This is a genomic window from Paenibacillus sp. ISL-20 (assembly GCF_018613005.1).
Taxonomy (GTDB): Bacteria; Bacillota; Bacilli; order Paenibacillales; family Paenibacillaceae; genus Paenibacillus_AQ.
The window spans coordinates 15,942-29,965 of the sequence record NZ_JAGGRD010000046.1; the positions used below are offsets into that span (position 1 = coordinate 15,942).

A 14,024-nucleotide genomic window follows, 5' to 3' on the forward strand; every position below is an offset into this window, starting at 1 on the left:
CGAATCACAACAAGTCGATTTTTTTAAAATGATTTTAAAAAATCAGGGGTTTTTTCGCCAAAAATAAAAACGTTTTTATGCGGTTTTTGATCAAAGGAGGCTAAGAGGTGAACAAAACAGCTGCAGTTCAGTCAACCGGCACAAGCCCGGTTCAACCAACCGGGAAGAAGCCGTTGGGGCAGAGGATCAAGGAATTCTTCATCGATTACAAGCGGCAATGGGAGCTTCAATCGATGATCATTCCCGGCGTTATCTTCATGTTTATCTTCTGCTACATCCCGATTTACGGTTTGACGATTGCGTTTAAGAACTACACCGTTATCGATACGCTGGATTCCGCTCCGTGGGTGGGCCTGGATAATTTCAAAATTATTTTGTCGGACAAGTATTTTTGGGATTCCGTCGTTAACACGCTGGGCATTAGCTTCTTAAAATTGGCGATCGGCTTTGTCATTCCGATCATTCTGGCCATTATGATTTATGAGGTCGGCATGGGGCGTTTCAAAAAATTCGTCCAAACCGTGTCGTATCTGCCTCACTTCTTGTCCTGGATCGTATTGGGCGGCATGCTTATTACCTGGTTCTCGACATCCGGCTTGTTCAACGAGATATTGCTTAGTCTGGGCCTGATCTCGCAGCCGCAAAACATTTTGCTCGACCCGAGCAAATACTGGTGGATCGCGACCTTGTCGGATATATGGAAAGAGGCCGGATGGGGAACGATTCTGTACCTGGCGATCATGGCCAAGATTGATCCGACCTACTATGAGGCCGCAAGAATCGACGGGGCTAGCCGACTAAGACAGATTTGGAACATCACCTTACCGAACATGAAGATGATTATCAGCTTGAACCTGATCCTAACTGTAAGCGGTTTATTGGGATCGAATCTGGATCAAACTCTGGTGCTCATGAATTCGCAGAACCGGGAAAAAGCCGAAGTCATTAACTCGTACGTGTACCGGATGGGTATGACGCAGGGCGATTTCTCTTATGCAACCGCCGTTGGTTTGGGTGTATCCATCATCTCCGTCATTCTGCTCGTTACGGCCAACAAAGTGACCAGTAAATTGAATGATAATCAATCCGTCCTGTAGGTCATGCAAAAGGGAGGTATTACGGTGAATTTGAAAGCAGCAAAAGGAGATCTCGATAGCCGGATCTTTGATACGATCAACATCATTTTACTGGTTACGTTTACCATCATCATTGTCGTTCCGTTATGGAACGTTGTCGTTTCATCCTTTAGCTCGGGCAGGTCTCTTGCCGAGGGCGGGTTCATCTTCTGGCCTACGGAATTCTCGCTTGAGAATTATCAGGCCGTGTTCAGGGATGCAAACATATGGAATGCCTTTTTCATCTCGGTGGCCAAAACCGTGATCGGTGTCATCACACACGTGTTCTTCTGTGCCATGGTGGGTTACGGCTTGAGTAAAAAATACGTCCGCGGCCGCAAGTTCTATGTTGCAATGGGTGTCGTCACCATGTTTTTCTCGGGCGGCATGATTCCGACGTACTTGTTGATCAAAGACTTGGGGCTGCTAAACAGCTTCTGGGTTTATATTATTCCGGCTCTGTTAAGCTTTTACGACGTTATTATTCTGATGAACTTCTTCCGAAACGTGCCGGATTCGCTGGAAGAGTCGGCGAAGATCGACGGCGGAGGCGACTGGAGGATTTTCCTGAGCATTTTTATTCCTCTTTCCATGCCGGCCATGGCAACCATCGCGCTGTTTAACGGGGTCGGGCAATGGAATGATTTTATGACCACCAAATTGTATATCACGGACCAAGCGCTCTATCCGTTACAGATGATGCTGTATGAGATTATTGTGCAGTCCCAGACGCAATCGATGCAAAACATTGGGTCCGTCGCGATCCAGACGACAACCAAAGGGGTCCAACTAGCAACCATTGTCGTGACGACACTGCCAATTGTTGTGATGTATCCAATATTACAGAGATATTTTATCTCCGGCATGATGCTCGGAGCTGTTAAAGAGTAGAGTAGCTGCTCTTTAAAGGAGTGGAACAGAAGCAAGCCTGTAAAAGATTGGGGTCTAATAAGTAAGCGCTTTTATTTAAAAAGGAGGGTTACATGATGTTGATGAACAAGGCTTGGGGTAAGAAAGGACTTACGCTGATTACGGCACTGATGGCAGTTGTGCTGGTTGTGAGTGGCTGCGGGGGATCGGGCGGGGAATCGGGGTCCAAGAAGGAAAACTGGGTTTCAATTGAGGATCGTTATACACCGAATGCCGAGACACCGGCTTGGCAGCTGGATAAAAAAGAAGAGACAACCGAGCTTACGTGGTACGTAAATGCGGATTGGTGGAATACCGATTTCGGCAAGGATGTTGTAACCAAGAAGATTAAGGAAGACTTGAACATTAATATCAAATTCATCACGGGTGACGACACCAAGCTGAATACGTTTTTTGCCGGTGGGGAAATGCCGGATCTGATTACGACGTTTGACTCCAACTCCCCGGTCGTGCAGAAGGCGGCGACATGGGCGCTGCCGCTGAACGATCTGGCCGAGAAATACGACCCTTACTTTAATAAGGTAGCGGCACAGGATACGCTCAACTGGTTCCAACTGAAGGATGGCAAAACCTACGGATATCCGAACTACTCCAATACTCAGGAAGACTATGACAGCGGTAACATTCCGGCCAAAACGGCATTTATTATCCGCAAGGACGTTTACGAAGCGTTAGGTAAGCCGGTCATGGGAACGCCAGAAGAGTTCCAGGCCGTTCTCGCTGATATCAAGAAGCAATTCCCTGCTCTGATTCCACTCGGCTTCAACTCCATTGGCGAAGGAACGGGCTCGCTTGGCGACGTGCTGCAGGATTTCATCGGCGTGCCGCTGGAGGAGAATGGCGGTTTCTATAACCGTAACCTGGATGAAGATTATCTGACTTGGGTGAAAGCGTTCAATACCGTGTACCGGGACGGCGCGATTAGCGATGACAGCTTTGCCGATGACGGAACGGCTTTTGAAGAGAAGGTCAAAGCAGGCAAATACGCAACGATTATGCTGGACGGAACGCCGCAGCAGGGCGGTAACCTGCAAAGCTTCTACAGCAACAATAAAGGCAAAGAGTACATTGCAATTGACGGGCCGCAAAGCACGGCAGGACGTAAGCCGGTGTTGAATCAATCCGGCATCACCGGCTGGATGATTAGCTTCATTACGAAAAATAATGCAGATCCTGCCAAATCCATTCAGCTCTTCACGTACCTGTTAAGTGAAGAAGGACAAATGCTGATGAACTACGGCATCGAAGGCGAGACCTACCAAGTGAATGCAGATGGAACGGTGGAGTTCCTCCCTGCCGTGAAGGATCTTCAGATGAACAATCCGGATACCTTCAAGAAGGATTACCGCATGGGTGAATTCATGTTTTTCGGACATGACCGCCACAAGGCGCTGAGCGGGGATGCATTCCCGGATGCGATCAAGCAAATGCAGGAATGGGGTAAGGGCAAGCTGACGCCGCACTTTATTCTGGAGAATATCAACCCGGACCAAGGAACACCGGAAGCACGCTCCCTGACGGCCATCAATACAAAATGGAACTCCACGCTCGTCAGCATGATTCGTTCCAAGGATGATGCAGCGTTCGACAACCTCTTAAACGAATACAAAAAGTTCCTGGACGATAACAACTGGGATAAAATCATCGAAGTCCGCAATGAGAAGATGAAGGCGAACAAAGAGAAGCTGGGGCTGAAATAAGTTAACGTTTCATGATGGGAGGGCCCCTTTCTACACAGGAAAGGGGCTCTTTCCAAGTCAACTTCCAATATACAACGGGATAGGAAAGCCAGAAGACCATTAGAAACCTGGAGGGAAACAGCATGCTGAACATGACAATCTATCAGTCAAACGGGGAAGAGGAATTATTTGTTAGGAAAGACAAGGAGCAGCTAGCTCCCGGATCAACGGATGTGCAGCAGCATATAATTGTTATTGATGAGGAGCAAATGTTTCAGGAGATGGATGGCTTCGGCGCGTCCTTCACGGACTCCGCTGCTTATCTGATCCATCAAGTGCTGGAGACGCAGCAGCGTTCGGAGCTCATGACAAGACTGTTTGATCCGAATGAAGGGATCGGGTTATCTGTACTCCGCCAACCGATGGGCGCATCCGATTACGCACGTGACTTCTACAGTTACAATGATATGCCTGAGGGCCAGACGGATGTGGAGCTGAATCAGTTCTCCATTGCGCATGACGAGAAAGACATCATTCCTCTCCTGAAAGAAGCGCTGCGATTGAATCCGGATATCAAGCTGATGGGTTCCCCATGGAGTCCGCCAGGCTGGATGAAGACGAGCGGTTCGATGATCGACGGAGAGCTGAAGTCGGAATACTATGCGGTGTATGCTGATTATTTTGTACGTTACATTCAGGGGTATGAAGCCAACGGGCTGCCGATTTATGCGATCACGCCGCAGAATGAGGCGTTGTATTCGCCAGGACATTACCCTGGCATGATCATGCTGCCCGAGGCGCAAAGCGATTTCATCAAGAATCATCTGAAGCCGCAATTCGTGGAGAACGATATCGATACGAAAATTCTCTGTTATGACCATAACTGGGACAAGCCGGACTACCCGCTGACCGTTTTTGAGCAAGCGGGTGACGCCGTGGATGGCGTTGCTTGGCACTGGTACGGCGGCAAGCCGTCGGCCCAATCCGAAGTGTTCGAGGCATTCCCGGGAAAAGAGGTTCATTTCACGGAAGGATCGGGCGGGGAGTGGATCCCGCCGTTTGAGCAGGCCTTCTCCAATGTGATGCGAACCGGGATCGAGATTCTCCGCAATCACAGTAAATCCTATGTGCTGTGGAATATGGCGCTCGACGAGAATAACGGTCCTACTGTTCCGGGCTTTGGAAAAAGCACCTGCCGCGGCATTGTCACCGTTAATCAGCAGACGAAGGAGCTTACCTATACGCTGGATTATTACGCGCTGGCGCATTTTAGTAAGGTGATCCGTCCGAAAGCGGTTCGCATTGCTTCTACCAGCAATGAGTCCATCCGTTCGGTAGCATTCAAGAACACGGACGGCTCGATTGCCATTGTTTTATTTAACGACAGCGAGCAAGAGGAGAATGCTGCACTGCACATGCAGGGAACGGAGCAGCTTAACCTCCGCCTTGCACCGAAAAGCGCCGTGTCCGTTTTAATAGAGGAGTAACTCTGAGGTAATAGTTTATAGGTTAGCTAAGATAAGGCACCCTAGTCGGCGCCGTCGGCCTTTCGGTTGATGGCTGCCTAGGCAGGGGTGCCTTTTCATATATAGAGTTGGTTATTTCATATAGAAACGGTAGAATAATAACAAGAATAAGGTTGACCAAAGAAAATATAGGTGACAATCATGACCATTAAAACGTTATTTATTGCTCCGTATCCTGCTATGAGCCATTTAATAGAAGAATGCCGGAAGGAAGAGCCGGAGCTTGAAGTCCGAGTCGAGGTCGGTAATTTACTAGAAGCAGTTCCTCTGGCAAAGGAAGGCGAACGCCTGGGATATGACGTGATCATTAGCCGGGGCGGTACGGCTAAGCTGATCGAACCCGAGGTGCGGATTCCCGTTATCGATGTCCATGTTTCAGGCTATGATATGCTGCGCGTGCTCACGTTGGCCAATCATTTTCCAGGCAAAAAAGCCATTGTGGGCTTCTCCAATATTACGCTTGGAGCCAAAGCCATTACTGATGTGTTGGATATCGAGGTTGACGTGTTCACGGTAGAGAAGGCGCAAGAGGTGGACCGGCTGCTGGAGGATCTGAAGGCGAAGGGCTTCGAATTAATCATGGGCGATGTGGTGACGATGGAGGCAGCCGCCAAGCACCACTTGGAAGGGATTCTGATCCAATCCGGGCGCGAGGCCATTTTCGATGCGTTTCAAAAGGCCAAGTCCGCGTTTCGGTTACATGAACGGACGCAGTGGGAAATATCCTTTCTACAAGCACTGCTGGAGGAAACGGCCGCGAGCCTTACCGTATTGGATGCTGAGGGAGAGGTTGTATATGAACAGTGGCCGGATTTCGGTTCCTGTCCGCTCCCTGTGGAAGCCTTACAAGCCGATCTTCGGCTAAACCGGGAGGCGGAAGCCTCCATCCTGATACATGAAAACGGAACCCGGAAGCTGAAACAGAAAAGGACGCTGAAAGTAATACAGGGAAAACGGTACTACCTGTACACTTTTTCCGAGGTGAAGCAAAATGGGGAGGCCGCAGGCTATCATATCGAGGCGGTGACCCAATTGCCGATGATGATATCGCAAAGCGAGGCGATGCACGATTGCCTGCAGCGGATCGAAGACCATCTGGACAGCCGTGTCCTGATTCTCATCGGCGAAGCCGGAACAGGCAAGCAGCTGCTCTCCCGGTATATTCATTACCGAAAGAACGAAGGTCAAGGTTTATATGTTCGGCTTACCGGAAAGCAGGCCATGACCTTGTTAAAAAAAGACGAAAAAGAAGCTTGGGACAACGATATCCGCACGCTATACATCCATGGATTGGATGAGATCGTTCCACAAGAAATGACGGATTTGAAGCAGTGGATTAACGAGATGAAGGACCGGGGGTTCACGATCATTCTCTCGCTGGAAGAGGATGATTCGAATTATCATCCCCTCCTGCTGGATGAGGAGGCGGCAAGGATCACCGTGCCGGCTCTGCGCGAGCGCAGGGACGATATCAAACCATTGGTGACTTATTATATTGCGTCCTACCATGGGACGCTAGGGACTTCACCGATCAAGATCAAGGATGAAGCGATTCTCCTGCTGACCCAGTACGATTGGCCGGGCAACGTGTCGGAACTGAAAATCCTGCTCCAGGACGCAGTGACGGAGGAGAAGGGCTACGTGATCGGCAAGCAGCTCATTACCCGGCTTCTAGCCAAGAAGGAAGAACATCCGTCAGCGGCGATGAGTCCTGAGTTTCTTCGCGGTACGCTGGATGAGATCGAGAAGAGGATCATCGACGCGATTATGGAGGAAGAACAATTTAATCAGACGAAGGTTGCGGAACGGCTCGGTATCAACCGTTCGACCCTGTGGAGAAAGCTGAAACAATAGTTTCAGCTTTTTTTTGTTTTGCGATCAATAGATCCCTCCGTTTCGGCAGATATTAGGGGAGTAGGAATATATTTCAACAAGCTGGAGGCATTATAATAGTTAATTGTTTAAATTTGCAACAATTAATCTTTGGTATGTTGCAAATTTAATTGAATGCACTTACAATAAATCCTGCAAGCGATTTCAACATGAAATCACTGTTTAATATTGAAACAATTATTAGAGGGGTGTTACAATAATGAAGATTAAAGCGACGTTAGATCGGATTCCTGGAGGTATGATGGTAGTACCGTTGCTTATTGCAGCAATCATCAACACCTTTGCTCCGGACCTGCTCCGGATCGGGAATTTCACGGAGTCTTTATTTGTAAACGGTTCAAGTACATTGATCGCGCTGTTCCTCCTCTGTACGGGGGCACAGATTAACGTCAAGTCCTTTGGCGTTTCCGTCGGAAAAGGGGCCACGCTGCTTGTCACGAAGTGGGTGGTCGGCGCAGCGTTCGGTCTGATTGCTTACCTGTTTGCCGGAGAGAACGGATTGTGGCTGGGTCTGGCTCCGATTGCCGTCATTGCGGCGATGACCAACAGTAATGGGGGATTGTTCGTAGCTTTGGTAGGCCAATACGGCAGTAAGGAAGACCGCGCCGCATATTCGCTGCTTGCCCTGAATGACGGACCTTTCCTCACCATGGTTGCGTTATCGATCTTCGGTGCCATGGGATTCGTGGACGGCATGTTCTCCTTCGTGTCCTTTATCTCGGTTCTTCTTCCGATTATTGTAGGGATGGTGCTGGGTAATCTGGATGAAGAGATGCGGAAGTTTTTGGACAAAGGCAGCTCCATGCTGATTCCGTTCTTTGCATTTGCGCTCGGAATGGGCATTGACTTCGGAGCGATCGTGGATGGTGGCTTGTCGGGTATCATTCTTGGACTGCTGACGGTTTTCGTTACAGGTACCGCAGGATACTTTGTGTTTAAAGCGTTGAAATGGAACCCGATCGTGGGGGCGGCGGAAGGCTCTACAGCCGGTAATGCCGTGGCTACGCCTGCTGCGATTGGGGCGGCGAATGCATCTTTTGCTGCATTTACCGATATCGCGACGGTGCAGGTTGCGGCGTCCGTCGTAACGACCGCCATCCTGCTTCCTTTATATGTCGGATTTTTAGTGAAGCGTCTAGAGAAGAAAGGGCACTCATTTGATACAAATACAGCAGATGCCGAATCATAGAAGGTGTGATGAAATGTGATAAAACAAATTGGAATCATCGCGGACGATCTGACCGGTGCGAATGACTCGGGCGTACAATTGGCGAAGAAGGGACTGGTTTCCACCGTCGTATTCGATCATCGCCATTACCGTCAGGACACCCGTGCCGAAGTGCTGATCGTTGATACGGATAGCAGGGCGAAACGCAGCGTGGACGCCTATGAAGCGGCGTACGAAGCCGCTCAATTCCTTGAAGAGCAGGGCTGCCGCCACATCTACAAGAAGCTGGACTCTACTTTGCGCGGGAATGTTGCAGAGGAACTGCGGGCGGTGCAGAAGGTATTCCGGCCGGACTTGGTGCTGATCGCCCCGGCTTTTCCCAAAATGAACCGCACGACGGTACAGGGGCATCACTATGTTCAAGGTGTGCTGATCACCGAAACGGAGTTTGCTAAGGATCCCAAAACGCCCGTCATGGAAAGCTATATTCCGAAGCTGCTGCAGAAGGAAGGAGAGCCTGAGGCGGTGCTGGTCTCATCAAGTCAAGTGCGGCAGCCCGCGGCGCAATTTCTGCCATGGCTCCAATCCAAGCTAGCGGAAGGTCAAACCTGGTTTGTATGCGATAGTGAGACGGAAGCGGATTTACAGGCGATATCGGCATTATTTTCACAGCTGGACAAGAAGATTTTATGGGCTGGTTCTGCCGGATTAATCGAATACTTGCCGGAGGCGCTGTCCCTGACTTCCGTGGAGGAGGGGAGCCAAGACTGGGCCCAGGCGGATAAGGCGCTGATCGTATCAGGAAGCTTGTCCCAAACGACCCGGCAGCAGCTTCGTGCCGTCGAAGATATGCCCGACTCGTTGATGCTGGAGATCGATCCGGCCGCGTTGATTCGTGAAACTTACGACACAGGGGATGTCCTGCGACAAATCGCTCGAGATATGGACAAGCGCTACTTGGTCCTGTACGTGGACGCTTCGGAAGAAAACCGCAGACTTGCAAAAGAAGCAGGGGATGAGCGGGGATTATCTTCAACCGAGGTAAGTGAAGCAATCTCGCTGGGACTCGGAAGAATGACAAAATCCATTTTACAGGCATACGCTGAGGTCCAAGGGTTGGTATTAACCGGCGGTGATACGGCTAAAGCTATCTGTATGGAACTTGGAATGGGAGAAATGCAGCTGTATTCGGAAGTAGAGCCCGGCTTGCCGTTCGGAAGGCTTCAGGGCATGGAGAAAGGTTACTGGACCGTCACCAAAGCCGGGGGCTTCGGAAATGATCAATCCCTGGTAGATTCCCTGCACTATATAACAAATAAGAAAAAGGTGAGAACATGAGCCAGCACAAACCGGTTATCGGGATTACAATGGGAGACGCCGCAGGCGTAGGTCCTGAAATTATACTCAAGAGCCTCATGAATGAGGAGATGTATCATATCAGTCACCCGGTTGTGATCGGGGATCTGAAGATATTGGAGCGGGCAAAGTCCTTCGTGGGCAGTGACTTGGCTATCCAAGCGATTACTGCCGATGAGCTGGAGCAGGTGGACTACCGTTTTGGCACGGTTCATGTGCTTGATCTGGATTTGCTGCCGGCGGACTTGCCGATTGGACGAGTTGCCCCGGAAGCCGGACACGCCGCGTTTAAATTTTTGGAGACGGCCATCGAATTGGCAAAGAACCATAAAATCCAGGCCATATGCACCGCTCCGCTGAATAAGGAAGCCCTGCATAAAGGGGGCCATAAATATCCGGGCCATACGGAGATTCTGGCAGATTTGACCGGAACCACGGACTACTCCATGATGCTGTCCGCGCCGAATTTGAAGGTCATTCACGTTACGACGCATGTCGGCATCATCGACGCCGTCCGTTCGATAAATCCGGAGCGCGTATACCATGTCATTAAGCTTGCTCATGAGACACTGCAGAAGTCCGGCATCGCCGCTCCGCGGATTGCCGTTTGCGGAATCAATCCTCACGCAGGCGAGAACGGATTGTTCGGATATGGCGAAGAGGAAGAGAAAGTTATACCGGGCGTCGAGAAGGCGCAGGCGGAAGGAATCCAGGTCGTAGGCCCGCTGCCGGCCGATACGCTGTTCTTCCGGACGGTTCGCGGTGACTTTGACATAGTAGTGGCCATGTATCACGATCAGGGGCATGGTCCCGTCAAAGTGCTTGGCTTGGATGCAGGTGTCAACATTACCGTAGGCCTTCCGATTATCCGCACCAGCGTCGATCACGGTACGGCATTCGACATTGCCGGTCAAGGCATCGCCGACGAGAAAAGCTTGATGGAAGCGATCCGTCAGGCGGCGGAGCTGGCGCCTAAAGCCTAATGATGTTGTTGCTGGACGGGGCATAGCGGCCGCCATTACCTTTTAATCGAAGTGATAGCAGGAGTTAAGCTATCCATGTCAAAAAGATGACTCCACCTGTGGGGTCATCTTTTTTTAACGTTCCTCAAGTCTATTGCTGTAACGTAGACGTAAGATTTAGTCTCTCCGAGAAGAACGTACTTCTTCGGGCTATCGAGACTTTCTCGACAGCCAAATTCTGCCCAGTTCTCCTCCTTACTCAGCCCACCATATTCTAATAGAGTCAAAGTGCATGAGTGCTTTTATCTTACAGAGTGAGTAAAAACGATACGACATAAAGGAAGAAAAGACTGCAAAGCCGTGGCCTCCGGGACCTCAGCTCCCAAAATCGAAGGAATGGGGTTTTAAACCCCGGCTGGCTTTTTACTACACACCCACTTGACTTCCTGAGCAGCGTTCGGGTATGATTTCCAGTAACTTGAATAACGTTAAACAAAAGCAATGAAGAGAAAGAGTACCTTGGTAACGTCTTTGAACAGAGAGCCCTGGCTGGTGAAAAGGGGTAAGGAAAGAACCTTGGGAATATGGTCTCTGAGCTGTGCACCGAAACCCTGCAGAGGGTTGTAGGCTGTACCGGATCCCGCACCCGTTAACGTGCTAGGGTATACACGCGATATATGGCGTCGTATCCGAAGAGGTGAATGCCGCAAGGCATGAATGAAATTGGGTGGTACCACGTGAGCGGCAAGCTCTCGTCCCTTTTGGGATGAGGGCTTTTTTTGTTGTCCAAAAAAAGGAGGATGATTGATATGACGAACATTTTTATCGGCGGTGCCTGGCCATATGCCAACGGGTCCTTACATTTGGGGAGGCTTGCAAGCCTCTTGCCAGGCGACGTGTATGCCCGTTATTTCCGCGCGAAAGGCGATCAAGTCCTGTACGTATCCGGCAGTGATTGTCATGGAACGCCCGTGGCGGTTCAAGCCATTCAGGAGGGCGTGGCTCCGGGGGATATTGCGGATCGATATCATGGGGAGTTTGTGGATTGCTTCGAACGGCTGGGTTTCTCCTACGACTTATATACGCGAACCGACCAGACGTTTCATCACGCCGTGGTGCAGGAACTGTTTTTGAAGCTGCTGGAAAACGGCCATTTGTATCGAAAAACCGTGCTGCAAACGTATTGCGAAACCGATCAGCGGTTTTTGCCGGACCGCTACGTGGAAGGAGATTGTCCCGTATGCGGCAGCAGGGCCCGTGGGGATCAGTGCGACGCCTGCTCCACCATACTTGATCCGTCGGACCTGACGAACAGGACCTGCAAAATCTGCGGAAACCCTCCGGTGGAGCGGCCCACCGAGCATTTTTATATATCGCTGTCACATTTCCAGGCTGAGCTGGCGGATGATTTGAATAAAGCCCGAGGCTGGCGGGATAATGCCGTGCAAATGACCAGAAGATACTTGGAGGAAGGGCTTCAGGACCGGGCGGCTACGAGGGATCTGACCTGGGGCGTGGATGTCCCCGTTCCGGGCTTTGAGGATAAGAAAATCTATGTCTGGATCGAAGCGGTCAGCGGCTATTTATCCGCCAGCAAGCAGTGGGCCGCGGAAACGGGCGGCGATTGGGAATCCTTTTGGCTTAAGGGACGGGGAGAGGTTACGGCTTACTATGTTCATGGGAAGGATAACATCCCGTTTCATACGCTGATCTGGCCGGCGCTGCTGAAGGGGGTAGGGGACCTGCATCTGCCGGACCGAATCATATCTTGCGAGTACATGACGCTGGAAGGGAAGAAGTTCTCGACCAGCCGGAACTGGGCTATATGGGTGCCGGATTTGTTAAGCCGTTATCAGCCGGACTCGATTCGTTATTTTCTCATAGCGAACGGCCCCGAGAAGCGGGATGCGGATTTCTCCTGGAGGGAGTTCATTCACAGCCATAATGGCGAATTGCTTGGCGCATTTGGGAATTTCGTCAACCGTACCTTGGTGTTTGTGAACAAATCGTTTGAGGGGAAAGTGCCCGAGGGCAGCATATCCGGAGAGTGGCAGGGCAGGGTTGAGGCATTGTACCGCGAGGCTGGGGCGCTCATTGAGGAAGGGCGGCTAAAGGAAGCGTTGGAGTCAATCTTCAGCGTGGTGCGCATGGCGAACAAATATTTTGATGAACGAAAGCCGTGGATTCAGGTCAAGGAGGATCGCGAAGCGTGCGGAACAACGCTGTACACCTGCGTTCAGATCATAGCCAATCTGGCGAACCTGCTGCAGCCGTTTATTCCGTTCTCTTGCGATAGGGTACGAAGCTTTCTCTCGCTGGAGCAGCCTGCGTGGGAGTGGTACCATGTTCCGGCTGGCAGGCCGATCCATGACGTAGAGCTTTTGTTTGAGCGGATCGATACCAGCCGGATTGAGGAGGAGACGCGCAGGCTGGGAAAGTTATCACTCTGATGAGGGAGCTCTCCGTTTCCCAAACCCCAAAGAGCGAGTCAGATGGAGTTGGGAGGGCGTGAGGAGCTATTGTCGTCATGATGCAATTGGTACGATGACCCTGCGAGGTAAAATAGGAGCATGATCAAGGGATATAAGGATCTAGGGAGCTGAGTCCAAGGAATTAAGGAATCAAGGAATCAAGAGTAGAGGCGATTAACCAGGATATCGGGAACCGAGAATCGAGGAATGAAAGTATCAAGGGTCGCGTACTCAAAGAATCAAAAAATCAAAAATTCAAGAAATCTAGGTTTTTTTGAATGGGTCGTGACTTTTTAAGGACAGTGGTTCCGCTATTTCTGTGTTTTTAGCCTTTTCGTAGTGGTTTGAGGACATGAGATCCGCTATTCGCAAAATATTCCGGGATTAATCCGTGATTGTGTTACATTAACGGATTCTGTGTCCGCATGAGCTTGAAAAACGATGGAATATCAGCAAATAACGGATTCTGTGTCCGCATGGGCTTGAAAAACGATGGAATATCAGCAAATAGCGGCTCCTGTGTCCGCATGGACTTAAAAAAGGAGCGGTTTTCAGCAAGAAGAACATCCGGACGATGCCTCTGAAGCCGTATAAAGCGAGAGTTTACCGGTTAAAAAGCAGATGCAAGAGGAGCCCCAGCGGGAAAGCTGCGGGCTCCTCTTTATTAGAATAGTGGCGGCACGTTTCATCTTCAACGGATTAGTTACCCGTTTCATGAATCCAATCCGTTAATATGGCATCAAAAAGCTCAGGCTCTTCGAACATCGGATTATGGCCGCTCTTTTCAAAAATGACTTTCTTCACGTTCTCTTGCGAGCCCTCTACAGCATCCCAGAACGATACGGGACTGACCAAATATCGTACCGCCCAAGACCAATGAAGACGACGGTTAATACAAACCAAGCCAACTCTCCTTTAGAAGGG

At 50.3% G+C, this 14,024-nt stretch carries 9 protein-coding genes, 1 pseudogene and 1 other annotated feature; of the genes and pseudogenes, 9 read left to right on the top strand and 1 reads right to left on the bottom strand.

Translation table 11 applies throughout. From position 1 onward, the window contains the following. Positions 1-107: 107 nt before the first annotated feature. The 9 genes from J7E85_RS24975 to metG all read left to right on the top strand — a co-directional run bounded on the left by J7E85_RS24975 (position 108) and on the right by metG (position 13,079). The gene (locus J7E85_RS24975; protein WP_215162629.1) at positions 108-1,097 is read left to right on the top strand and encodes an ABC transporter permease; all 990 of its coding nucleotides are present in this window, start codon (positions 108-110) and stop codon (positions 1,095-1,097) included. 24 nt (positions 1,098-1,121) lie between these two features. Then, positions 1,122-2,006, top strand: a complete 885-nt coding sequence (locus J7E85_RS24980; RefSeq protein WP_083659649.1) for a carbohydrate ABC transporter permease — start codon at positions 1,122-1,124, stop codon at positions 2,004-2,006. A gap of 95 nt (positions 2,007-2,101) precedes the next feature. Then, positions 2,102-3,745, top strand: coding sequence for a type 2 periplasmic-binding domain-containing protein (locus J7E85_RS24985; RefSeq protein ID WP_215162631.1), 1,644 nt, complete (start codon positions 2,102-2,104; stop codon positions 3,743-3,745). 122 nt (positions 3,746-3,867) lie between these two features. Further along, entirely contained in the window at positions 3,868-5,211 is a 1,344-nt protein-coding gene (locus J7E85_RS24990) for a glycoside hydrolase family 30 protein (protein ID WP_215162633.1), read from the top strand. Positions 5,212-5,430: 219 nt separating this feature from the next. Further along, positions 5,431-7,104, top strand: a complete 1,674-nt coding sequence (locus J7E85_RS24995; protein ID WP_251036033.1) for a sigma-54-dependent Fis family transcriptional regulator — start codon at positions 5,431-5,433, stop codon at positions 7,102-7,104. Positions 7,105-7,342: 238 nt separating this feature from the next. Beyond that, positions 7,343-8,332: a 2-keto-3-deoxygluconate permease gene (locus J7E85_RS25000; protein WP_215162637.1), complete on the top strand. Its 990-nt coding sequence runs from the start codon at positions 7,343-7,345 to the stop codon at positions 8,330-8,332. A gap of 15 nt (positions 8,333-8,347) precedes the next feature. Further along, a complete protein-coding gene (locus J7E85_RS34910; protein WP_215162639.1) occupies positions 8,348-9,649 on the top strand; it encodes a four-carbon acid sugar kinase family protein in 1,302 nt (433 codons plus the stop codon). Continuing rightward, positions 9,646-10,650, top strand: coding sequence for a 4-hydroxythreonine-4-phosphate dehydrogenase PdxA (gene pdxA, locus J7E85_RS25010; protein WP_215162641.1), 1,005 nt, complete (start codon positions 9,646-9,648; stop codon positions 10,648-10,650). The genes J7E85_RS34910 and pdxA overlap by 4 nt, the downstream gene beginning before the upstream one ends. 471 nt (positions 10,651-11,121) lie before the next feature. After that, positions 11,122-11,392 (top strand) — a binding site (T-box leader). A 46-nt stretch (positions 11,393-11,438) separates the two neighbouring features. Further along, entirely contained in the window at positions 11,439-13,079 is a 1,641-nt protein-coding gene (metG, locus tag J7E85_RS25015) for a methionine--tRNA ligase (RefSeq protein WP_215162643.1), read from the top strand. 720 nt (positions 13,080-13,799) lie between these two features. On the opposite strand, the pseudogene J7E85_RS25020 reads toward metG, so the two are convergent. Next, positions 13,800-13,984 (bottom strand): annotated as a pseudogene (locus tag J7E85_RS25020) (alpha/beta fold hydrolase); the annotation flags it as partial. Positions 13,985-14,024: the final 40 nt, after the last annotated feature.

What these genes read in the sequence shown, in the direction of transcription:
- J7E85_RS24985 (WP_215162631.1), top strand. Translation starts at nt 2,102, where the DNA reads ATGTTGATGAACAAGGCTTGGGGTAAGAAAGGACTTACGCTGATTACG.
- metG (WP_215162643.1), top strand. Translation starts at nt 11,439, where the DNA reads ATGACGAACATTTTTATCGGCGGTGCCTGGCCATATGCCAACGGGTCC.
- J7E85_RS24995 (WP_251036033.1), top strand. Translation starts at nt 5,431, where the DNA reads ATGAGCCATTTAATAGAAGAATGCCGGAAGGAAGAGCCGGAGCTTGAA.
- J7E85_RS25000 (WP_215162637.1), top strand. Translation starts at nt 7,343, where the DNA reads ATGAAGATTAAAGCGACGTTAGATCGGATTCCTGGAGGTATGATGGTA.
- J7E85_RS24990 (WP_215162633.1), top strand. Translation starts at nt 3,868, where the DNA reads ATGCTGAACATGACAATCTATCAGTCAAACGGGGAAGAGGAATTATTT.
- pdxA (WP_215162641.1), top strand. Translation starts at nt 9,646, where the DNA reads ATGAGCCAGCACAAACCGGTTATCGGGATTACAATGGGAGACGCCGCA.